The sequence below is a fragment of the Parafilimonas sp. genome (assembly GCF_051953455.1).
Classification (GTDB): Bacteria; Bacteroidota; Bacteroidia; order Chitinophagales; family Chitinophagaceae; genus Parafilimonas.
Genome location: NZ_JBQCIT010000022.1, coordinates 1 through 23,482, shown reverse-complemented (window position 1 = coordinate 23,482; position 23,482 = coordinate 1). Strand labels below are relative to the sequence as shown.

Here is a 23,482-nt window from a genome sequence, read left to right as displayed (position 1 = left end):
TGCCTGGAATAGGGTTTCACCAGTTCACAAAATTCACAGGTTTATTCCTGATCCCGCGCTACATTTCAACCTGTCAACTATTCAACCAGGCCACCTCTCTTTACCTGTCATATTTTCAACCGGGTGTTTTTCTTTTCCAGCATAGCTGTTATAAAAATTACAATAAATGCAACGGCAAATGAGCGCAGTAAACCGCCCATACCTTCGGAAAGAAATGCGGGGTAATTTATATGGAACAAGACCATAAAAGAATATAAAAAATAGGGGATAAGGTAACAGGTTAACGTGCTGGTGCCTGCCGGTTTTATTATATCAAACCAATTTCCTTTTTTCTCTATATCGATTAAATAGATCAATAAGCTGAAAACAAGAATACTGATACCGGTGCAAATGCCAACCCATGATGGCGTGCCGTGTATTTTTGAAATGCCGCCAAATGGCCTTAATATAAAGCCAAGTGCTATCATACCAACACCTGCTAAAAACATTATTGTAAAAAATTTCGTTGTGCTGATGCTATTGCCTTGCCTGTAAATAACAGAAACAATAATGCCGCTCATGATAAATGATACTTCAGAACCACCGTTTAAAAACCAGCAATATCTTAATATACCTGAAACAGGGTTTAGCAGCGCTGTTTGACTAAGCGTTGTATAAATAAGAAAGAAAATAAATGCGGCAAGCAACAATTTTAACCTGCCATTGCTGAAAAGATAAATTAATGCACAGGTTAAATAGGCCCATCCTATTAATCCTAAAATGCCCCACCAATGCGGTTGCATCCATACTATGCCGTGTGGTGATTCACCTTTATATAAAACCGCCATTACTATTAAAATTATAATACCGGCCGACTGTAAAATATACTGTTTGATTTTGCTGGTGGTTTTATAATCAAGCCATATAAGAAAAAAGGCAAGCGTTATTAATATTTCCCAAACAGCTTTTGGTAATAAGGTAACTTCCTCATTATAACTTTCAAGGTTTACATGAAAGAAACCCATAATGATGAGGGCAAGGGAGCGAAGGATAATATGCCCTGCAATAGATAGTTTGCTTTCGCCGGATTGCATTCTTTTATGTAAGGCAAAAGGAACAGAAAGCCCCACGATAAAAAGAAAGGATGGAAAAATGGTATCGGCAAAACCTAAGCCATCGGCAGTAGCGCTAACATGCTTTATCCATTCGGGAATATTGCTTACGCCATCTACATCGTTTACGAAGATCATGAGAAACATGGTAATGGCCCTGAATACATCTATTGATTGCAGGCGGCGTGGCAGTTGTTGCATAACCTGTAACTGGTTTGATACAATGCAATAAAGCAAAGTTTCGGCTTCAATAAAAATTTACTTCTTTAAACAGCAGTCAATAATGTTATGAAAAATTATTTTTCAAATATTATATCCTGATTAATATTCAATTTTTGCTTTAACCATTGTGGTATCTGTAGCTAATGTAGGCACAATATAACCGCCGCTGTCAAGCTGTGTTTTGGGAAATGCCTGCTGCAAACGCGGCCAATCCTGCTTTGCAATTAATGTTTTATAAAGATAGATTGATTGTAATTTGGGCAGGGCCTTTAATTCACTTACACCTTGTGCCGAAACCTTTGTATGTACAAGATTTAAATAGCGGAGATTAGTAAGCGCCGTTAAACTTTTTAAGCCGTTATCAGAAATATGTGTACCATCTAAAAATAATTTGATAAGGTTATTGCATTGTGCAATTATTTTTAAACCTTCATCATTCATATTTGTGCCACTCAGTTTTAAAGAAACCAATTGTTTGCTGAGTTTTGCTATTAACTGTAAATCATTATTATCAATAATTGTATCGTTGATAAAACTTACTGTAACATAATTACTGTTTAATGCAACCGGCAATACGAAGATTTTTTTTGCTTTCAGTTGTGTAACCACGCTTGCATCGGCTGGCTCAACCGGTGACGTGGGAAGATCGGATGTTACTTTTATTTCAGGACTGACATTTTGTAAAGCAATCAACAATGGTTTTATTTTATCATCCTGCGGAAGCTGGCTTACTTTTTTATCAAATGATGCGCCGTTTGAAATCCACCAGTGTATTAATGCAAGTTGTTCTTTTGTTGGCTGTGGCTTTTCTTTGGGCGGCATGTGGTCATCATCGTAGTCCGGCAGCAGCATTCTTTTAATAAGTTCGCTTGCATCAGCATTACCGGCTTCAATCACAATTCCATCTTTACCACCTTTCATTAACCGCAAACTATCATCCATTCTTAGTTTGCCTTTTTGCTTGTTAGGTCCGTGGCAGGAGTAGCATTTTGTTTGAAAGATAGGCTGTATAACATCTGCATACACCTGTGCCTCCTGCACATTGGCAATAGGTTTTATAATCGTGGATTCAGCCGTATCATTATTAAAAATTTTTTTAAAAGGCCTGGACAAATAATCAGAGCCATGCGTAAGCGATCCACCCAGGTGCCCGGTTAATGCTATTAAAATTAAAAGCATAACAGACAACAGCGTTTTATTTATCTTAAACCGGTTATTTTTTTCTTTCGCATATAAAACAAAAGCCACGAGTGTAGTAGCAATGCCCATCCACATGTGCCAGCTCGCAATATCTTTATCATAATCATCCGTTATAGAAAGCAAATACCCGGTAATACAGGAAAACAAACCCATGATGGCACCGGTTAATAATATTACAGGAACAGCATGTTGGAATACTTCATATTTCTTTTTCCGGGAAAACCATTGCAGTAATAAAGCAACGAGTAAAATGCCAATGGGCAAATGAACAAGCAGTGGATGAAAGTGGCCAAGGAATTCGATCATAAAAAAGCTACAAGCTGTTAGCTGCAAGCTACACGCTTTCAGGTATTGAGTTTATTTATAAATCCTATCAGCATTTTTTGTTCTTCAACAATATCAGATAAGATTTTGTTTGAAGAATTATTATTACCAGGCCCCGCAGCTTGTGAAATTAATAATTGGGTTTCTAATTCATATGTTGAACCAAGTGAAATCTCAAGAAACCGGTTATAATCTTTTTCGCTGCTTCGGCTGCTTCCTTCTGCAATATTTGAAGGGATTGAAACTGCTGCTCTTGTTATTTGTGAACCAATCCCAAATTTTTGTTCATTTGGAAAAGTAGCTGTTAGTTTAAAAGAATTTACGGCAATATCAAATCCTTTTTGCCATATTCTTAATTGTTTAAAATTTTTCATACTAATTGTGGTTTAGTTTCTTTCTTGTAGCGTGCAGCTAACAGCTTGTAGCTTATCATTCATAGCTCACAGCTATTTCCCATATCTCTCCCTCAACACCTTCATCATGTAAACATTAATCGCCCATTGATCGGCTAAAGGTTGCTGTGTATATGGAATGGTGGGCAAATAATTCGGCGGGCCAAATTCTGTGAGAATGGTAAGTGTATCACCCTGTTGCTTTTTCATCTCAACAATTTTATCCCACCATGCAAAATGTGCTTTAACGGCATCACTCCACTCCGGTGCACGCGGATCATTTACCTGCGGCCCTTCCTGGTGGCCAATGCGCGCATGCACATGATCCACCCTTGGCAAAACAAGGTCAACTGTTTCCTGCTGGTCTTCAAGTAAAGTTTCGTGCACATTGCACCAGTGCGATATATCCAGTGTAAAACGTAAATCAGGAATATTTTCAAGATAATGCCTCGCAACCGGCGCTGCATACATCAATCTCGAACGATGTGTTTCATGGCAGATTTTTATTCCGGTTGACTGATGCAGCGCGGTTGTATGATCAATAAAAGCTTTGCCCTGTTCAAAGGAAAAATAATCCCTGCCCGAATGGCAATTTATATACAATGGTTTTTGAATGGTATTATTAATGGCAGCATCAATCATGCTGGTGAAACTTTGCAGATGCTGTTTAAAATCTTTCTCATGGCCTGCCGTTAAAAAACCAACTTCCAGCTTATGCTTTTTTAAAGCTGCAAATAGTTCATCCTGGTCTTTTTTTTCAGTTGGCCACCATATTTCAATGCCATCATATCCTTCTTTTTTTACTTTGGTGCAATACTCATCTATCGTTCCGTTAAAGCCCCAGTTGGTGGCTAAGATTTTTAATTGAAAATTTTTATTCATGTTATTTATTGAAAGCGGTGTTGCAAAAGTTTTCAGCGATGAAAGCATGAGTGCTGTCGTTGCAGATATAGTGGTTTGAATGAAATTTCTTCTTTTCAATTTGTTGTTTATATGGTTGTATCAGATAAATTATTAAGCAATTATTTCCTGGATTACCTTCCCTTTTGTATCCGTTAGCCTGAAAGGCCTTCCCTGGAAGTCGTATGTAAATTGTTCGTGGTCAAAACCAAGCTGGTTGAGAATGGTCGCCTGTACATCAAACGTGTCAACCTTACCGCTAACAGCACTGTAACCAATTTCATCCGTTTCACCATAACTGCCGCCTTTTTTAATGCCGGCGCCGGCCATCCATATGGTAAATGCTTCAGTATGATGGTCCCTTCCCTTAAACGGGTTTTGTTTCCCTTCGCGGTTTTCCATCATAGGCGTTCTGCCAAATTCACCGCCCCACACCACCAATGTTTCTTCCAGTAAACCGCGTTGTTTTAAATCGAGTATCAATGCGGTGATGCTTTTATCCACCTGCCTGCATTTATTGATGAAGCCTACATCTATGGCGAGGTTGGCATCAGTGCCATGACTGTCCCATCCCCAATCGAATAACTGCACAAAACGAACGCCCTTTTCAACCAGCTTTCTTGCCAGTAACACATTGTTGGCAAAACAAGCCTCCCCCGGGTTTGTGCCATACATATCATGAATGTATTGCGGCTCATCATTTATATTCATTACTTCCGGCACAGATATCTGCATCTTATAGGCCATCTCGTATTGTGAAATGCGGGAGAGGATTTCAGGGTCTTTATATTGTTTATATTCTTCAGTGTTCACCTGGTTAATGGCATCAATGCTTGCCTTGCGTAAATCGCGGCTCATGCCATCGGGATCATTTAAAAACAATACCGGCGCCCCTTCGCTGCGGCACTGCACCCCCTGGTAAACACTTGGCAGAAAGCCGCTGCCCCATACGCTTTTACCGGCATCGGGATTTCTGCCGCCGCTTGTTAATACAACAAATCCAGGCAGGTTTTCATTTTCTGTACCCAGGCCGTAAGTAACCCAACTGCCAATGCTTGGCCTGCCCAAACGCGGAGACCCTGTGTGTACCAGCAACTGTGCAGGTGCGTGGTTGAATTGATCTGTAGATACGGCTTTTAAAAAACTTACTTCATCCACGATAGATGCAAGATGCGGCATGTTTTCACTTACCCAGGCGCCGCTCTGGCCATGCTGTGCAAATTTTGCCTGCGGGCCTAACATCTTCGGTACGCCGCGTATGAATGCAAATCTTTTTCCTTCCAATAAAGATTGCGGGCAAAGCTGCCCATCCATTTTCATTAACTCGGGTTTATAATCAAACAGCTCAAGCTGAGATGGTGCGCCGGCCATATGCAGGTAAATAACACTTTTTGCCTTGCCGGGGAATGGTGGAAGTTTCGGCGCCAGCGGGTGTGCCGGATCAAATGCAATTTGTGATGATGCAGTATTCTTCCCGCATCCAAACAATGCAGCCAATGCAAGACCACCCAGCCCCATAGCGCTTTCTTTAATAAAGTGGCGGCGCGTATGCATTTGCAGTACCGATTTCTCTGCTTCACGCAAGAGGCGCTGGTTATGTAGTTCTTTTTGAGTCATGTTGTAAGCTTTTAGCTGCAGGCTACAAGCTGCAAGCCGGCAAATCAATTATTATCCTCATCAGGTTTAAAGCCAATTCTTATTCTCTTTTCTGCAGGGGGTTTTAATAATTGTTTTAATGCTTCAAATATGTTTGCGATATCCTGTTTGTTGGTTGTTACATCTTTTTCAAGTCTTTCTAACTTTAGTAAAATATCCTTATTCGTTAAGAGCATTTCCCGCATTTTGGTAAAAATGCGGATGATTTGAATATTTACCTGTATAGCAACAGTGCTGTTTAAAATACTTGAAAGCATGGCCACACCTTGTTCGGTGAATGCAAAGGGCTGGTATCTTGTACCTCCTCTGTTTGAGGTCACAATTTGTGACCTCAAACTTTCCATTTCTTCTTTTGTAAGCTCAAACATGAAATCTTCAGGAAAGCGATCGATATTTCTCCTGATTGCCTGCTTAAGCGCTTTTGTCTCAACACCGTACATTTCGGCCAAATCCTTGTCAAGCATTACCTTTTGTCCGCGTATTAAATATATTTTGTTCATTACCACTTCATCCGGCAAAACCAATTGTACTTTCTTAGTTTCTTTACTCATTTTTTATGAGTTTAGTTTGACATCACAAAATAGGATTTCAAGTTTGTTTTTATTTTGAAGTTGCAAACTGCCACTTCAAGCTTATTCAATTGGAAATCACAATCTGTGATCTTCAATTGTAGCCCGCCCGCCAATAGCTCAAGCTTCCTCCTTAATTCTTTGTTACCACTTCATCCAAATTTAATATAGCATTTGCAACAACGATGAGCGCTGCGGTTGCCGCATTTGTATGTTCATTCATACCTCCAGTCATCTCACAAATTTCTTTTTTATTATTGTTGAATTGATGAAGCGCTTTATTGTACAGGTTTAATAAAGCATTCAAACTTTTATCATTTATTGATTGATAAGTTGCAAGCTGGAACCCTTTGCTGATCTGTGTTTTAACATCGCCGCCATATTGCTGCAGGCGGTATGCAAAATGGCGGGCAGCATCAATATAAGCCGAATCATTCAGCGTTGTAAGCGCCTGCAATGGTGTATTGGTGCGTATGCGGCGTGCCGAACAAAGCTCCCGCGAAACGCCATCAAATGCCAGCATAGACGGATAGGCTGAAGACCGTTTCCAGTAAGTATAAACGGCCCTGCGGTACTGGTCTTCGCCCTCGCTTTGCACCCAGTCTGCACCATTCCACGGCGACAACCATATACCTTTTGGCTGATAAGGCATTACACCGGGTCCATACATTTTAGCACTCATCAGGCCGCTGATGCAAAGCGACTGGTCTCTTAACTGTTCTGCTGATAAACGGATGCGTGGCGCACGGGCATAAAATTTATTCTGCGGGTCTTTTTGTTCAAGCTCCGGCGTAAGCCTGGAATCCTGTTTATAGGTTGCGCTTGTTACAATTTTTTTGATGAGCGCTTTCATACTCCAATTATCATCATGCATAAACTGGTAGCTTAAAAAATCCAGCAGTTCTGCATGTGTTGGCGGACTACCCTGCGTACCAAGATCTTCCAGTGTTTCAGCCAGCCCGGTGCCAAACAACTGCTCCCATACCCGGTTAGCCATTGTGCGGGCCGTTAAAGGGTTTTGTTTTGATGTAATCCACAAGGCAAGCCCCAGGCGGTTTTGCGGCGCATTCTTTGGGAGAGTGTTTAAAGAGGCTGGCACGCCGGGCGCTACTTTATCGCCTTTTGTTAACCAGTTACCCCGTTCAAAAACATAAGTTGCCCGGTGCATATCTTTCGGGTTATCCATCATAATGGGCGTGGTGGGAACATTTGCCTTCAGCAATTTCCAGTAGTCGTCTTTTATAACTGCATAGCCCTGTTTATCCTTGCCGGGAAATTCCTGCGTGAAGTATAGCCAGTCGAGCAGGGCGCCTGCATCAGCAGGCTTTTTAAGATTATTGTTTGTGTATGTAAAAATAAGATTGTGCGCACCGGCTGAAGGCTTCAGTGTTGTTTCTGCTATTTGCCAGCCATTTGTCTGGAATAGCGGAATAGTTGCAATGGTTTCGCCATTTGCACTGTCGAGATGTATCTGCCAAACACCGCCTGCCACCCAACCCTGGTAGCGGAATATTAAACGGTCTCTATTATTTAAATCAACATTTTTTAAGCGGCATACGGCATGGTTACGGAATGATGTCCATTTAGTGTCATTCAATTCGCTGTTGGTAAAACTATCGCAGGTAAGCGAGTTATAGGCAGGCTGCCATGTTTTTAAAAATGTATATACTTCCTTCGATTTTTGCTCAGATACATTTTGTTTTATCCAGTTAACAACAGTTGAAAGTTCCTGCTGCAAAGTATCGTTATTATAGGTGCGCAGCAACGGATAATCGGCTTCTGTGTCTTCATCACGGGTATCGTTAAAAAAAGCCATGAACTTATAATAATCTTCATGTTTAAAGGGATCGTAAGGATGGCTGTGGCACTGCACGCAGGAAAACGTTGTGCCCATTACCGCATACCAGGTTGTGTTTACACGGTCAAGCACGGCGGCCGTTCTGAATTCTTCATTATCGGTACCGCCTTCATCATTTGTCATCGTATTGCGGTTAAATGCAGTGGCAATATAATCAGCATCCGTAGCACCTTTTAAGAGATCGCCTGCAATTTGTTTTATAAGAAATGAATCATAAGGCATGTCATTATTGAATGCGTCTATCAGCCAGTCGCGATAGCGCCATATATTGCGGCCGGCATCGCGTTCATAGCCTTTGGTATCGGCATACCTTGCCAGGTCAAGCCACATACTGGCCCATTTTTCACCAAAATGTTTTGAAGCCAGTAATGAATCAACCAGTTCGTTGTAAGCATTGTCATCATTGCTTTGTAAAAATTTATTGGCAATATTATCTGATGGCTGCATGCCAATAATATCAAGGCTTACACGTCTTAATAAGGTTGCCTTATCGGCCTGCGGAGAAGGTTTAAGATTTGCTTCGCTGAATTTATCTTCAATAAAGTTATCCACTTCATTCTGCGCCCATGCGCTTTTTGATTTGAATAAACCAAAAAACTTTTTGGGCTGTGGCACTTCAACAGGTTTTAAAGGAATATAAGCCCAATGATCACCCCATTGTGCGCCCTGGTCAATCCATTTGCGTAAAATTTCTATTTCTTCTTTTGGAAGCGGCGCATGCTGATAAGGCATTCTTTCTTCGGGATCTTTTGATGTAAGGCGGCGTATCATTTCACTGCCATCTGCATCGCCGGGAATGATGGCATAAATACTGTCTTTGGTTTTTGCCAGCGCTTCTTCCCGGAATAACAAGCTAAAACCGCCTTTGGCCTTTACGCCCCCGTGACAACTGATACAGCTTCTGTTAATAATAGGTTTTACCTGTGTGCTGAAATCAATTTTATTGGAAGATTTATGAATTATCCAACCACCTGTTATAACCAGGATAGCTATAACGGTAACAGCAATGAGCAATCGTTTATTAAAAAGAGTATGCATGCAACTATAAGAGATGTAAAGTTAAGAAAACACGCAAAGGCTTTCAAGTATCTTATCTTTCATGTTATGATTTTTGCATAGTTGTGAAATTTATCACGATAAGTATAATAATCAGCGTTTATATCTACACCTTTAAGAATATTTTCTTTTTATATAAAATAAGCATGGGAACCATTAATATCAGCACAAAAGTTACAGCGCCGGCAAGTGAAGCATTAATGGGAGAGAAGTTGGGAACAAAAATAGTTTGATATAAATATGCCTGCAGGTTTACTGTTTTGCCATCCAGGTCAAGATGAATCCAGCTCAAAACTGCTAACACTACATCGGCTGCAACGTAAGCTGTGATTGCATTTGCGCCATACGCCACAAATGGTGTAATATATTTTTTCCGGTGATGCACATCAATCAGCCAGTAAGAAACAGCCAGGCCGGCTGTGGCCAAACCACCGGTGTATAAAACAAAGGAACTCGTCCATAAAGATTTATTAATGGGAAACCAGTTGTTCCATATCAATGCCAGCATTACAGAAAAAACGGCAAAGGTTAAAAGCCAGGCAACTTTTTCGGCTTCGCTTTTATCGGTACGTTTTAATGTGGCGCCTACCATTATTCCATACAGGCATGTGCCGATGGAAGGCAATGTGCTTAAAATGCCTTCGGGGTCCCAGGTTTTGGTGCCGCTCCACATGTGCTCCGGTGTAAGAATATTGTAATCTATCCATGCTGCAAGGTTTTTGCCAGGTTCAAGAATAGCGTAACCATAACCCGGCACCGGTACCACCGTCATTAAAAAACAATAGGCAATAAGTATAATGGCAAATAGCCAAAGCCAGGTTTTGAAATTTGTTTTAAGATAAACAATGGTACAGATAAAAAACACAATAGCAATGCGTGGCAATACGCCCAATATCCTGAAATGATGAAAGTTGAATACAAATAAAAAATGTATGATTACATAGATGAGATAAATTTTTATGGAGCGCCACAAAGCTTTTAAGATGGCCGCTTTGTGCAGGCTTTTGTCGGCTTTCTTAGAACTCATGGCATATACAATGGAAACACCCACCATAAATATGAAGAAGGGAAATATAAGGTCGGTGGGCGTGCAGCCATTCCATTTTGAATGTTCCAGCGGCGCATATACATAGCTCCAGCTACCGGGGTTGTTTACCAAAATCATGGCGGCAATAGTTAAGCCGCGAAAAAAATCAAGAGAAAGCAAACGCTTTTTTTGCTGTGTAACAGTTGGTGAGGCCATTAATAATTTATTGAGTTGATGACATTCAACCGGTGAATAAGTGAGCCAAGATATTTAAATAACTTAAAAAATTGCATTGAATTATTTAGGTTCTGTGCAAAGAGATATACGGAAAAGGAAACCGATGTTAGCGGTTTAAGTTTTTGTCTGGCGGATTTTATTTTTTACCGTTATTTTTTTCGTCTATAATGTAATTGAGTTAGTCCTGTATCAAACGTTTTTGCACTCAAAAGCTCAAGCAGTTGTTCAGGCCTGTTATCTTTAAATAATCTTGTTCCGTTACCAACTAAAATTGGAATAACGGAAATTATAAACTCGTCTATCAGGTCGTGCTGCAAAAGTTCATTTATAATTTCTGCGCCGCCATCACAATAAATATTCTTACCATTTTCAGATTTTAGTTGTTTAACGAGCTTGGCCAATTCTCCTGTATAAAAAGTTGTTCTGCCTGTTTTCGGCTTTCCGGTTCTTGTAATTACAAATATGTCCCGTTGGCCGTTGTCGTAATATGAAGGGCCTATTTTTTCAAGCACGTAGTCATAGGTTTTTCTGCCAAGAATAATCGTATCAATATTTGCAATAAACGCTGAATAACCGTAGTCCTCTTTTTCTTTTTCAACTATTTTCAGAAAGCTGAGGTCGTCATTTGGTTTTGCAATGTAGCCGTCTAAACTTGTTGCTATAAAAAGTGATAATTTTCGCATAGTTTTTTATTTTCTTGTTGGGCAAAGCAAAGCTGCTTTGCTCTTTTGTTGTTGCCTGTTATTTTTTTATTTCGTAGCATAGTTCTATCATTCCGTTTTTATATGCTGTCGTGTCTTTCAGATACAGTATCTGTTCTTGCCCGATATTATCAAAAAGCAATAGCCCATCCCCTAAAATAATTGGCAAAATACTTATCCTTATTTCGTCTGCTAATTTTTGCCGGATAAGTTCTTTCGTAAGCATGGCACCGCCTGCTACCCACACATTTTCGTAATTTGGTTTCAGTTGTTCGTTTACAAGTTTGTTTAGGCCGCCTGAAAAAAATTCAACATTTGGCTTGTCGGTTGCCAGGTTTCGGTTTGTCAATACGATTGTCGGTTTTTCGCCATAAGCCCAACCATAAGATTTTGAAAGCTCCAAAGCATGTTCATAAGTATGTGAGCCCATTATATAGCAATCTATTGTTTTTAGAAACTCTTCCGGATCTTGCCCGTCAACGCCTTTGTCATACTTATGCGATGTATCAAACCACGAAATACTATTGTCGCTTTTGGCAATAATACCGTCAAGGCTTGAAACCATATGGATTGTTATTTTAAATTTGCCTGTTGACATTTTTGAGTTGTTGTTTTACAATGCTGCTTACTCCCAAATATACGTTACCCGCAAACCTTTGAAAATAATTGCAGCTACTTTTATCCTAAATGGTTTCAACCATTCCACCAGTTATCTTTGCGCGGTTTTCAAATAACATGTATGAAGGTATTTAAGTTTGGCGGCGCCAGTGTAAATTCTGTTGAGCGTATTCAACATATAAAAGATATTTTGTCGGCTTATAAAAATGAAAAGCTTATTGTTATTATTTCTGCAATGGGCAAAACAACCAACGCTTTGGAAAAAGTTACAGAAGCTTTTTATAATGGGAAAAAGGAAGAAGCGCTGCAGTTATTTAATGTTATTAAAAACAATCATCTTACTACCGCTAAATATTTATTGGTTACGCATTACAATGCCTGTTATGAGCAATTGAATAATTTTTTTACCGAAGTTGAATGGCTGCTGCATGATAAACCTGTGCAGGACTATGATTATTACTACGACCAGGTTGTTTGTTGCGGCGAACTGTTAAGCACCTGCATCATCAGTTATTACCTGAATGAAGCAGGTATTACCAATAAATGGGTTGATGTGAGAGATATCATCCGCACAGATGATAATTTCAGGGAAGCGAATATTGATTGGGATTATACCTCAAAAAAAATAATGCAACTTGTGGAAGAGAATGATAATAATATTATGCTTACGCAAGGGTTTATAGGCAGTACCGATGAGAACGAAAGCACAACCCTTGGCCGGGAAGGCAGCGATTATACAGCCGCCGTATTTGCTAATATATTGAATGCGGAAAGCCAGACAATATGGAAAGATGTGGAAGGTGTAATGAGTGCCGACCCCAAGCAGTTTCCCGACGCGCAGTTAATGCCTGAACTAAGTTTTGATGAAGTAATTGAAATGGCATATTACGGGGCGCAGGTCATTCATCCTAAAACCATAAAGCCCTTGCAGAACAAAGGCATCCCTTTGCATGTAAAATGTTTTCTGGATGCTTCATTACCCGGAACCATCATTTATAAAAAGCAAATAAAAAATCTCCCGCCTATTGTTATTATAAAAGAAAGGCAGGCTTTGATGCATCTGCATAGCCAGGATTTTTCTTTTGTAGGGGAGAAACCGATGAGTGAGCTGTATAAAATGCTTGGCGAATTAAATGTCAAACCTAATCTTATACAAACCGGCGCCATCAGCCTGCAGTTATGTTTGGATGACCGCGCCGAAAAAATTGAACAGCTTGCTGCCGCAGCCAGTTTGATATTTGATGTGCAGGTTGAAAAAGACCTGTCACTGTTAACCATCAGGCATTATAATAATGATTTGCTGTTGAAGATGACCAGTAATAAACAAATCATTCTAAAGCAGCAAACACCGGAAACAGTGCAGGTATTATACAGGTAAAGAGCGGAAGTTTATTTGGTATCAAACCAAACCGGCGTTGTATCATCCGGCGTCGCATTATAATTTATATAAAGTTCCTCGCCTTTTTTAATATCTTTTACAGCCCGTACGGTCATACGTTTTTTTCCGAATTCCATTTCATATTCGCAATTGGCATCGTAACTATGGTTATACATGGACACGTAACCCAATGCAACCGCGGCTTTCTTTTTATCATCACCCCATTCAAAAACATAATGGAATAATAAGGTTTTTTCAATGGCTTTGCGTTCTTCAGGGCTTAATACAATTACCGGGGATATTTCTATAACGGTGCCTTTTTTAATATTTTTCACTGCAAATACGCCCCTGCCGCGTTTTGGCGATTTGCCAATGGTTACTGCTGCTATCATGAAAAGTTTATGATTAGGCCACAATATAATATGCGGCTTTTAATTGGACACATTTAATATTGATTTTTCTTTGCAGCTACTTTTGTTTACCTAATTTGCGTGCATGAGCTTTGAATTAGAACAGCCTTCACTTTCAGAACAGTTTGACCAACTGATGCAGGCCAACGATCTTCAGGCTATACGCAGGTTTCTCGACGACCAGAATATTAGCGACGTTGCAGACCTTATTTACGACAACCCCGATTATGAGGCGCAGATAATTGCCAACATGGCTATTAACCGCGCCGCCGCTGTGTTTAAGATACTTGACCTTGCCAGGCAAAAACAAATTGTGCATGAACTGCCTTCGTTTAAAACAGCTGAATTATTGAACGAGCTTCCTGCCGATGACCGTACAGATTTCCTGGAAGAATTACCCAAAGAAGTTATACGCGATTTAATAAAACTGCTCAACCCCGAAGAAAGAAAAGTAACACTGTCCATGCTTGGCTACCCGGAAGACAGCGTGGGCCGTTTAATGACGCCTGATTACATTTATGTTTATCCCTTCAACACTATTGAACAGGTGTTAAACATCATTCGCAAGGTGGGCAAGAATTCAGAAACTATTGACGTTATTTATGTCATTAACCGCAGGGGCGAACTGATTGATGACTTAAGGATACGCGATATAATTCTTTCTTCGCCCGATAAAAAAATTGAAGACCTGATGGATGAACGTGTAATTGCATTACACGTGAAAGATGACCAGGAACATGCCAACGAAGTATTTAAAATGAATAATCGCGTTGCCCTGCCGGTAACCGATGATAACAATATACTGCTTGGTATTGTAACCATAGATGATATGCTTTGGGTGGCCAACGAAGAGTTTAGCGAAGACATACAAAAGATTGGTGGTACCGAAGCATTGGATGAACCTTACCTGGATACACCGTTATTCAAACTGGTGCGCAAACGTGCCGGCTGGCTTATTGTATTATTTCTCGGCGAATTATTAACGGCAACTGCCATGGCGCGCTATAACGATGAAATTGCCAAGGCCACCGTTCTGGCTATGTTTATTCCCCTTATTATGAGTAGCGGCGGCAACAGCGGTTCACAGGCTTCTACGCTTATTATTCAGGCTATGGCCGTGGGCGATGTAGGGCTGTCTGATTGGTGGCGTGTAATGCGCCGCGAAATTTTAAGCGGTCTTTTACTGGGCAGTATTTTAGGTGTTATTGGCTTTATAAGAATTTTCTTATGGCACATGCTTATGGCAAATGGTGTTATTGAAGATTTATATGGCGAACACTGGTTATTAATTGCCATAAGTGTAGGCATATCTTTAATTGGAGTCGTCTTGTGGGGCACATTAAGCGGCTCCATGCTGCCCATTGCCTTAAAGAAGTTTGGCGCCGATCCTGCTGTGTCATCCGCGCCGTTTGTAGCAACGCTGGTTGATGTTACCGGCATTGTTATTTATTTTTCCATTGCTTATATGTTCCTGCAGGGGATATTATTGTAAAAGGAAATTTATATCTGTCAACAGTTGATACTTCATGGCAGCAAATTGCTGAACCGCGATTTGCAGGATTAATGGATTTACCTGGTTTATCATCTGACGCTTTAAATGCGGCTGCCGATGCGGTCAGACGCTTAAAAGCGCCAGACCATAATAAAGTTCTGCGCCTTGTTAATCTTGTTACTAACAAGAGGTTCTATAAACGCCCACATTATCATTCCTGATTGAATTCGTTGGTTGCAAGGTCAATACAGCCCTGGTTGGATCATCCTAACACAATTGCTTTTGAATATCTGGTTTTTGAATGGTTTTATTATATTGGTAGCCAAATTTTAAAATTATAAACAGAAAAACATCATGACCAGTATCAAAATTCTCTTATTAAGTTTAGTATTTATGGTATTTATAAGTTGCAAAACGAGTCAAATGAAACAATCATCTATGCCAATAACCGGAATGTTTAAAGTGTCAATACTTTATCCAAATGGAGAAGATAAAAAATTTGATATGGATTATTATGAAAAGAATCATATGCCAATGGTAGCGGGGTTTTTAGGGAAGAATTTAAGATTTTACGAAATTGATAGAGGGGTGGCCGGCAGAGCATCAAATGATAAAGCACCTTTTGTGGCTGTAGGTTATTTTTTCATTGATGATGTTGCTGAATATAATAAGGCAATTGCACAAAACTTAGATACTATACGTACGGATATTCAAAAATATACAAACATCCAGCCTGTCATTCAAATAAGTGAAATAAAATATGTAGGATACAATAAGGCAAGTAAAGAATAGAAATAAGATTTTGATTAACCGGAACTTCTTTATTTAATATTATTGCAACATGCAAATAGTATTGACAGGTTACGGTAGAACGGGCAGGCTATTTAATAAGCAATAGCAAAAGAAAATAGCGATGAAATTGTTTTAAAAATTAAACAGTCCGCAATCAAATTTTTTTCATGCATTCTGTCTTATTGCTTCAATTTCACCCGCTTCTTTTATAAGATGCTTTCCAAGCTTCTGAGCGCCCGCATCAGTAATAAGGTAATTATCTTCTATGCGAATGCCGGTAAAATTCCTGTATTGTTCAACCACATCGTAATTAATAAAATCGCGCAGTTTATTTTCAGCCTTCCAGCGATCAATTAACTCCGGTATAAAATAAAGGCCGGGCTCAACGGTTAATACAAAACCGGGCTTTAATTGTTTTGCAAGCCGCAGCGATTTCCAGCCAAACTCCGTGCTTTTTTTAAGTGTGTCTGTATAGCCAACATATTGCTCGCCGAGGTCTTCCATATCATGCACATCCAAACCCATCATGTGCCCAACACCGCATTGAAAAAATAAAGTGTGCACGCCTGCATGCACGGCTTCTTCAGCATCTCCTTTCACAAGGCCTAACTGTTTTAAACCTTCCAGTAATTTAATACTTGCCTGCCTGTGAATTTCCCTGTACTCAATGCCAGGCTTCAATAAAGTACTTGCATGGTTTAGAGAAGCCAATACCACGTTGTATAAATCTTTTTGCCTTGTTGTAAAAATTTTGCCGGCAGGAAAAGTGCGGGTAAGATCGCCGGCATAATGCATTATATTTTCGGCGCCTGCATCAATTAAAACCATATCGCCATCTTTCAACTGGTTGCCGTGATAATGATTGTGCAATGTTTGGCCATTAATAGTCAGGATGATGGGATAAGACAATCGTCCGTTATTTGCTAACGCTATTTCTTCCACTTTTGCAGCCACTTCATATTCCATCATGCCCGGCTTTGCAAGTTGCATAGCAGCGAGATGCATATCTGCACTGATGGATACTGCATGGTTTAATTGTTCCACTTCGCAGGCTTCCTTGCGCTCCCTTTGTGCAATAACAGATTTAATAAGTTTTAATGAAGCTGATTGAGATACTGCATGCACATTTACGCCAAGCCATTGAGACAATTTTATTTTATTCTCTGCACGATAGGGTGGAAGTATATGTATGGTTTGATGTTTGGATTTGGCGTTTTGTATAACGGTTTCAATATTGTGATAACGTTGTGTTGATGCAATGCCAACTGCTGCTGCAAGCGCTGTTATTGAAGGCAAAGTTCCGGTCCAGATGATGTCATCCATGCTTACATCATTACCGAATATAATTTCGTTGCCGTTGTCAATATCAATAACAGCAGCCAGCATAGGAATATCCAAACCAAAATAATAAAGGAACGTACTATCCTGCCTGAAGGGAAAACAATTATCCGCATAATTCATCGGGCTGTCTTCATTGCCCAATAAAACGATAAGGCCGCCGCCCACATTTTCTGCAAGGCGTTTTCTCCTGTTGATATAAACCTCTTTCGGAAAAAGATTGTTGTTCATGCCTGCAAGTTACCATCATTTCATAACTCATTCCACTATCCATTCATGCACGCCGCTGGCATCGTTTTTTGGCAATTGAATTATCAGCTTTAATGCTGTTGTGGTTACAGGTTTAAATTCAACTGTATTGTATTTGTCTTTTGCAATTTCATACGCACTTGTGTTTTCAACCGGCAGCCATTCATTTCCCTGTTTATATAATAATTTCCAGGATGCCGGAAGGTCGCAGCCGCCCCAGGGTTTATCATCGTACCAATACACCCGGCTTTTTGAAATAGTATAAGCTGAATCGAAATCATACTGTATCCATTCCGTAGTATCTTTTGCAGGCCAGAAATGCAGGTAGCTCATGCTTTGATCGTGGCTGTCTGCCGGTTCATACTGATCGTGCACAGCTTTCAGCATGAGCTTTTTATTAACAGAAGAAGTTACGGTGGATTTTGATGCGATCGTTGGTTCCGCCTTTGGCTTTGCAATGCCTGGCTGGTATGGTATCCATACTTCCATTTCACCACTGCCGCGATTATTCCAGCTATAATAAGGAATAGCCGTTATGGTTTGCGTTGATGAAGTTGTGTTATTATTTTTTGTTGCTTCATAACCTTTAAAATTAATTTGGGTAATGCCGTTTAAAACATCAGGTTTATAAACAGCCTTAAACACTGTATTGGAATCAGCCACAAGGCTCATTACCGAACTGTCTTTCTGGTCAACGCCTTCAATGCAATACATTACAGGGCCACGCTGTAAAGCAAAACGGCCGGCATCAGCTTTTACATTTGGATTGGCTGTTACTTTCTGTACATCCATTGGAAAATCCACGGTTATCTTATCGCCTTTTTTCCAGGTGCGGTTAATAACCGCATATCCTTTCTGCATGCTATAATTTACTTTCTCACCATTCACATATATCGGAATATTTTCAGCATCATTATTCATAAAAGCATACAAATCACTGCCTGTTACTGGCTCATTCCTGGCCCATCCGGGAATGCGTATATGCATAGTAAAATCACTTGCTTTTGCAGGTTCAACAACCACTTCCACTTTGCCCTGCCATGGGTATGCTGTTTGCTGAACAAGCTTTACTGCCGTTGATTTTAAATTGATGGTTGCATTATTGCTCACAAATAAGTTTATATATAAATCGTTTGCATTATGCGCATAAATATAACCGGGCATAGATGGTAAAAATCTTGTCATGTTGGTAATACAGCAGGCGCAATCGAACCATGCACTGCGCTGATGCTGGCCTACCGAAGCCAATGGATTTGGATAAAAGAAACGGTTGCCGCTTAAAGATATACCACTCAGCAAACCGTTGTACAGTGTGCGTTCCAGCACATCCATGTATTTAGCATCCCCATGCAATAAAAACATGCGCTGGTTCCAGTAAACATTGCCGATGGCAGCACATGTTTCGGCATAAGCGCTCATGTTGGGCAGGTCGTAATCATCACCAAAAGCTTCACCATTATTGGTAGCGCCAATGCCGCCGGTAATGTATAATTTATGCAACGTTACATCATCCCAGATAGTGTTGATGGCATTAAGGTAACCTTCATCGCTGGTAAGTGCAGCCACATCAGCCATGCCGGTGTACATATAAGCGGCGCGTACAGCATGCCCTTCCGCTTTTGTTTGATCAACCACTTTTTTATCAGCCTGGTTGTAGGCTTCACCGCCAGGCCCTCGTACATCCAAAAAGAATTTGGCCAGCTTTAAGTAATCTTCTTTGCCGGTGGCGCGGTACATCTTCACCAAACCCAGTTCTACAATCTGGTGGCCGGGATATTCATGAATGCCATGCGGCCCAAAAGTTTTAACCAGCAGGTCTGCATTTTTTATGGCAATATTTAATAATGATTTTTTACCGGTTGCTGCATAATGTGCAACAGCTGCTTCATACAGATGACCGCTGTTATATAACTCATGGCTTAAAATGGAATCTTTTTCCCAGCGCTTGCTGCCTATCCAATCCTGCGGTGTATTTGTTGTTTTTGTATCATCAATAATACCTGCGGTACGAAAGGTATATAAATATCCGTCCGGTTCCTGTGCAGCGCCAATAATGTTTATAAGTGTATCCAGTTGCCTGTCAAGCCTCGCATCATATTTTTCCTGCAGGCTGTATGATGCGCCTTCAATCAGTTTATATAAATCGGTATCATCAAAAGGATATACTGTAAGCTTGCCTTTTTTCTTATGTGCAGCAATCAAAAAATTGTCAATCCTTCCATGCACACGGCATTGATCTAAAATATACGGAATGGTAACCGTTGCATTTGTTTCCAAACGTGGTTTCCAGAAATCATCAGTTAAATGCACCTGTGTAAAAGCCACCGGCTGAATAGGGTAATCAGGCTTTTGAGCTATGGCTGTGTTTAGTAAAAAGTATGCAGCTGCACAACTGAAAATTTTTTTCATTGATTTAATTTTAATACTACCTAATCCGGCAACGAATGGCATTATCGTTATGCGCTTATACAGGTATGTTATTTGAAATTAAATGTCAATATTCAAATAACATTAATCTTTCGTGAAGTTCTCATCATCCCCGGGTGCCTCTTCAACCACATGCTTATGTTTCCAAACAAAATAATAAATGGGAATGCCTAATAGCACAATTCCCAAGCCGGGCCAGGTGTAATCAGGTTTATACCTTAATAAAGCAATGCAAATAATGCATGCTGCAATCACATATAATGCCGGCAATACAGGATAGCCAAAAGCTTTATAGGAGCGTGGAATATCAGGCCTTTTTTTGCGCAAAATAAATATGCCGATTATGGTAAGAATATAAAAGATAAGCACTGTAAAAATAATATAGTTCAGCAGGTCGCCATACTTACCGCTTAAGCATAAAACGCTTGCCCACAGGCATTGAATCCATAAGCCACGGGCGGGCACTGCGTTCTTATTTAATTTTCCTGCCTGCTGAAAAAACAGGCCATCTTTCGCCATGGTATAGTACACCCTTGCGCCAGATAATATGAGGCCGTTGTTGCATCCAAACGTTGATACCATGAGCATTACAGCAATAATGATTGTACCGCCGCTGCCGAAGATAAGTTTGGCAGCATCAACACCTACACGATCATTTTCTGCGTTTGCAATACCCTGTAAAGGCATAACAGCGAGGTACATTAAATTGGTGGCCGTATAGATTAATGTAACGATGAGCGTTCCGAGAAAAAGCGCCAGGCCGATATTGCGTTTTGGATTTTTAATTTCGTTGGCAATAAAGGTTACATTATTCCAGCTATCGCTGCTGAAGAGGCTGCCTACCATTGCGCCTGAAATAGCGCCAATGCCGGCAAAGCCAACATATGGAACCAGCATATCGCCATCCATCTTTCCAAAAGAAAAACCACTTGACCAGTTGGCATTCCATGTGGTTTTGCTGGCGGCCATAAAGCCAAATATAGTCAGGCCGAAAAGAGCGCCTATTTTCACAAGTGTAAAAAAGGTTTGAATAAGTTTACCTTCTTTTACACCCATTGTATTTACCGCTGTCAGAAAGACAATTAAAAGAATGGAAGTGATTTGAGCGGCTGATATTTTTATAAAACCAATGTCGGCAAGAATATTAGTTTCTCCCAGTGAAGGAAAAATATAAGAAGCAAACTTACTGAAAGCAACGCCAACGGCAGCGATGGTTCCTGTTTGTATAACGGCAAAAAAACTCCAGCCATACAGGAAACCGGTTAAAGGATTATAGGCTTCCTTAAGATAAACATATTGCCCGCCTGCTTTTGGAAACATGGCACTCAACTCACCGTAACTCAGCGCAGCGATTAATGTTAGCACACCGGTTAATACCCAGAGTAAGATAAGCCAGCCGGCAGAGCCGACAGTGCGTGTCATATCAGCGCTTACAATAAAAATACCGGAGCCAATCATGGAGCCTGCAACGATCATTGTTGCATCGAGCAGGCTGAATGACTGTTTGAATTTTTTTTGAGTGGGTTCCTGCATGTAAAAGTTTTGATTGCCAAATATAACCTCCAGCTTTATTCGTTTACTGCTTCTCTTGTATACACATTATTCACAAGCCGCAGAATGCCCAGCGGGTTATTATTCTTCAGTGCATCCGGCAGCATATTATCATTAAAGTTTTGCAGGCATATCGGCCGTACCCAACGTTTAATGGCCGTTGTGCCAACGGATGTAAATCTTGCATCGGTTGTAGCCGGGTAGGGGCCGCCGTGCACCATACTGGCGCAAACTTCAACGCCGGTTGGCGCATTATTTAATAAGATCCTTCCGGCAAGCGTGTGTTGCAGGTCTATCACATCAGCATATTCCTCAATATCTTTTTCTGTTGCCATTACAGATGATGTAAGCTGGCCTTTCAGTTTTTGCAGGCATTGCATTAGTTGATCTTTATCATCGCAAATCACCGCCAGCGAATAAGGCCCGAACACTTCTTCCAAGAAATGTGCATTACCAAGAAAATCATTGCCGGTTACTGTGGCCAGTATGGCACCTGCTTCCATATCATTAGCTGCCGCCGATGATTGTGCGATAACCTCTAAGCCTTGCTGCTGCTGCATTTGCGAAAGAGCTTTTTTGTAAGAAGAACAAATGCCGCTATGCAGCATTTTCTGCGGCTGAACCTTAGTAATTTCTTTTCCAAGTGCCTGTAAAAAATGATCAAAGCCATCGCTTTTTATACCTAAGAGCAAGCCGGGGTTGGTGCAAAACTGCCCGGCGCCTAAAGTAATGGAAGCGGCATATTGTGTTGCTAAAGCTTCAGCATTTTTAGACAGGGTGTCGGGATAAAAAACCACCGGGTTAATGCTGCTCATTTCCGCAAAAACAGGAATAGGTATTTCACGCTGGCTGGCATATTCCACCAACGCTTTACCGCCTGCAAAAGAACCCGTAAAACCCACGCCTTTTGTGTAAGGATGTGTAACCAAGGCTTTACCCGCTTCATTACTTGTATCTGTTACATGCTGAACGGTATATTGCGGCACACCCGAATTAATGATGGCTGTTTGCATGGCTGTAAAAACAAGTGCTGAAGTTTTTGGATGTGCAGGATGCGCTTTTATAACTACGCTTGAACCGGAAGCCAGTGCGCTGGCAGTATCGCCGCCGGCTGTAGAAAATGCAAAAGGAAAATTACTGGCGCCAAAAACAATTACCGGCCCAACGGGCACGAGCATTTTACGAATGCCGGGCCTGGGCGGTGTGCGGCCTGCATCGGCAGTGTCTATACTTGCTTCTACCCAACTGCCTTCTTTTATTAATGTGGCAAACATTTTTAGCTGGCCGGTAGTGCGTGATATTTCACCATTTAACCTTGCCGCGGGCAAATTTGTTTCTTCATTGGCAACAGGCACCAATTGATCACGCAATTTTTCAATTTCATCTGCCATCGTTTCTAAAAATGCAGCACGCTTATCTGGTGATAATTTTTTGTATTGATTGAATGCATCAAAAGCCTGCTGCATTACCACATCGATATTTGTTGCTGTTTCAGTGTTTGACATTTTCGGCATAATAATTTATTTTAAAAAAAATTGTTGCAGGTAAAGCTTATAGCGTCTAAGATAAGGGTATAGTTTTTAATTGTACTGAAGAATGATATATCGTTTGTATTATTTCCTTTTAAATAATAATGTAAGTATTCTTGGAACGGAAGATTTATCATTATCGTCAAAAAACTCATCAATCAATATAATCTGAAATCCATTTTTGTTTGCGGCTTTTGTAAAATCAGATATATGGTGCGTAAAGCAGGTTACCAACTGCGTGCCTTTATCGGTTTCAAATTTTGCTTTTGAGCCTGTGTATTGTTTAAAAGGATGCAGTTCGCCAATATATAAATAACCACCTGGTTTTATTTTTTCAGATACTTTATTAAAAATGTTGTCAATGTCTTTAATATGCTCAAGCACCAGGCTGAATACCACTACGTCAAACTGCCTGTTTGTAAAATCCCATGTTTCATTCATATCAAATTGAAGAAAGCTAACACT

The 23,482-nt window shown here is 40.4% G+C and carries 19 protein-coding genes; 3 read left to right on the top strand and 16 right to left on the bottom strand.

Annotation, left to right across the window (positions count from 1 at the left end):
- Nucleotides 1-107: 107 nt before the first annotated feature.
- The 10 genes from ACTHN6_RS08735 to ACTHN6_RS08690 all read right to left on the bottom strand — a co-directional run bounded on the left by ACTHN6_RS08735 (nucleotide 108) and on the right by ACTHN6_RS08690 (nucleotide 11,831).
- Nucleotides 108-1,292 carry a DUF5009 domain-containing protein gene (locus ACTHN6_RS08735; protein WP_440435366.1) on the bottom strand — a complete coding sequence of 395 codons (1,185 nt, stop codon included), beginning with the start codon at nucleotides 1,290-1,292 and terminating at the stop codon, nucleotides 108-110.
- A 120-nt stretch (nucleotides 1,293-1,412) separates the two neighbouring features.
- Nucleotides 1,413-2,819, bottom strand: coding sequence for a c-type cytochrome domain-containing protein (locus tag ACTHN6_RS08730; RefSeq protein ID WP_440435365.1), 1,407 nt, complete (start codon nucleotides 2,817-2,819; stop codon nucleotides 1,413-1,415).
- Nucleotides 2,820-2,857: 38 nt separating this feature from the next.
- On the bottom strand, nucleotides 2,858-3,211 hold the full coding sequence (locus ACTHN6_RS08725; RefSeq protein ID WP_440435364.1) for a four helix bundle protein: 354 nt from the start codon (nucleotides 3,209-3,211) through the stop codon (nucleotides 2,858-2,860).
- A gap of 72 nt (nucleotides 3,212-3,283) precedes the next feature.
- The gene (locus ACTHN6_RS08720) at nucleotides 3,284-4,210 is read right to left on the bottom strand and encodes a sugar phosphate isomerase/epimerase family protein (protein ID WP_440435363.1); all 927 of its coding nucleotides are present in this window, start codon (nucleotides 4,208-4,210) and stop codon (nucleotides 3,284-3,286) included.
- A gap of 33 nt (nucleotides 4,211-4,243) precedes the next feature.
- The gene (locus ACTHN6_RS08715) at nucleotides 4,244-5,746 is read right to left on the bottom strand and encodes a DUF1501 domain-containing protein (protein WP_440435362.1); all 1,503 of its coding nucleotides are present in this window, start codon (nucleotides 5,744-5,746) and stop codon (nucleotides 4,244-4,246) included.
- Nucleotides 5,747-5,790: 44 nt separating this feature from the next.
- Nucleotides 5,791-6,336, bottom strand: coding sequence for an ORF6N domain-containing protein (locus ACTHN6_RS08710; RefSeq protein ID WP_440435361.1), 546 nt, complete (start codon nucleotides 6,334-6,336; stop codon nucleotides 5,791-5,793).
- A gap of 151 nt (nucleotides 6,337-6,487) precedes the next feature.
- On the bottom strand, nucleotides 6,488-9,250 hold the full coding sequence (locus ACTHN6_RS08705) for a DUF1553 domain-containing protein (protein ID WP_440435360.1): 2,763 nt from the start codon (nucleotides 9,248-9,250) through the stop codon (nucleotides 6,488-6,490).
- Nucleotides 9,251-9,374: 124 nt separating this feature from the next.
- Nucleotides 9,375-10,511 carry an acyltransferase family protein gene (locus tag ACTHN6_RS08700; RefSeq protein WP_440435359.1) on the bottom strand — a complete coding sequence of 379 codons (1,137 nt, stop codon included), beginning with the start codon at nucleotides 10,509-10,511 and terminating at the stop codon, nucleotides 9,375-9,377.
- A gap of 170 nt (nucleotides 10,512-10,681) precedes the next feature.
- Nucleotides 10,682-11,215: a dihydrofolate reductase family protein gene (locus ACTHN6_RS08695; RefSeq protein WP_440435358.1), complete on the bottom strand. Its 534-nt coding sequence runs from the start codon at nucleotides 11,213-11,215 to the stop codon at nucleotides 10,682-10,684.
- 58 nt (nucleotides 11,216-11,273) lie between these two features.
- Entirely contained in the window at nucleotides 11,274-11,831 is a 558-nt protein-coding gene (locus ACTHN6_RS08690; RefSeq protein ID WP_440435357.1) for a dihydrofolate reductase family protein, read from the bottom strand.
- Nucleotides 11,832-11,972: 141 nt separating this feature from the next.
- On the opposite strand from ACTHN6_RS08690, the gene ACTHN6_RS08685 reads away from it, so the two are divergent.
- Complete coding sequence (locus ACTHN6_RS08685) at nucleotides 11,973-13,229, top strand: aspartate kinase (RefSeq protein WP_440435356.1); 1,257 nt, start codon at nucleotides 11,973-11,975, stop codon at nucleotides 13,227-13,229.
- An 11-nt stretch (nucleotides 13,230-13,240) separates the two neighbouring features.
- Here ACTHN6_RS08685 and ACTHN6_RS08680 read toward each other — a convergent pair whose 3' ends face one another.
- Entirely contained in the window at nucleotides 13,241-13,621 is a 381-nt protein-coding gene (locus tag ACTHN6_RS08680; protein ID WP_440435355.1) for an SET domain-containing protein, read from the bottom strand.
- 103 nt (nucleotides 13,622-13,724) lie between these two features.
- Between ACTHN6_RS08680 and mgtE the strand changes: the two genes are divergently transcribed.
- Nucleotides 13,725-15,131, top strand: coding sequence for a magnesium transporter (gene mgtE / locus ACTHN6_RS08675; protein ID WP_440435354.1), 1,407 nt, complete (start codon nucleotides 13,725-13,727; stop codon nucleotides 15,129-15,131).
- 423 nt (nucleotides 15,132-15,554) lie between these two features.
- The gene (locus tag ACTHN6_RS08670) at nucleotides 15,555-15,923 is read left to right on the top strand and encodes an EthD family reductase (RefSeq protein WP_440435353.1); all 369 of its coding nucleotides are present in this window, start codon (nucleotides 15,555-15,557) and stop codon (nucleotides 15,921-15,923) included.
- Between the two features lie 165 nt (nucleotides 15,924-16,088).
- Here ACTHN6_RS08670 and ACTHN6_RS08665 read toward each other — a convergent pair whose 3' ends face one another.
- From ACTHN6_RS08665 to ACTHN6_RS08645, 5 genes are all read right to left on the bottom strand, one after another.
- Nucleotides 16,089-17,492 carry an aminopeptidase P family protein gene (locus ACTHN6_RS08665; protein WP_440435352.1) on the bottom strand — a complete coding sequence of 468 codons (1,404 nt, stop codon included), beginning with the start codon at nucleotides 17,490-17,492 and terminating at the stop codon, nucleotides 16,089-16,091.
- A gap of 27 nt (nucleotides 17,493-17,519) precedes the next feature.
- Complete coding sequence (locus ACTHN6_RS08660; protein WP_440435351.1) at nucleotides 17,520-19,919, bottom strand: glycoside hydrolase family 127 protein; 2,400 nt, start codon at nucleotides 19,917-19,919, stop codon at nucleotides 17,520-17,522.
- A gap of 102 nt (nucleotides 19,920-20,021) precedes the next feature.
- A complete protein-coding gene (locus ACTHN6_RS08655; RefSeq protein ID WP_440435350.1) occupies nucleotides 20,022-21,470 on the bottom strand; it encodes an APC family permease in 1,449 nt (482 codons plus the stop codon).
- Between the two features lie 35 nt (nucleotides 21,471-21,505).
- Complete coding sequence (locus tag ACTHN6_RS08650) at nucleotides 21,506-22,993, bottom strand: aldehyde dehydrogenase (NADP(+)) (protein WP_440435349.1); 1,488 nt, start codon at nucleotides 22,991-22,993, stop codon at nucleotides 21,506-21,508.
- A gap of 108 nt (nucleotides 22,994-23,101) precedes the next feature.
- Nucleotides 23,102-23,482 (bottom strand): class I SAM-dependent methyltransferase (locus ACTHN6_RS08645; protein ID WP_440435348.1); only part of this gene is annotated, 381 nt, incomplete at its 5' end.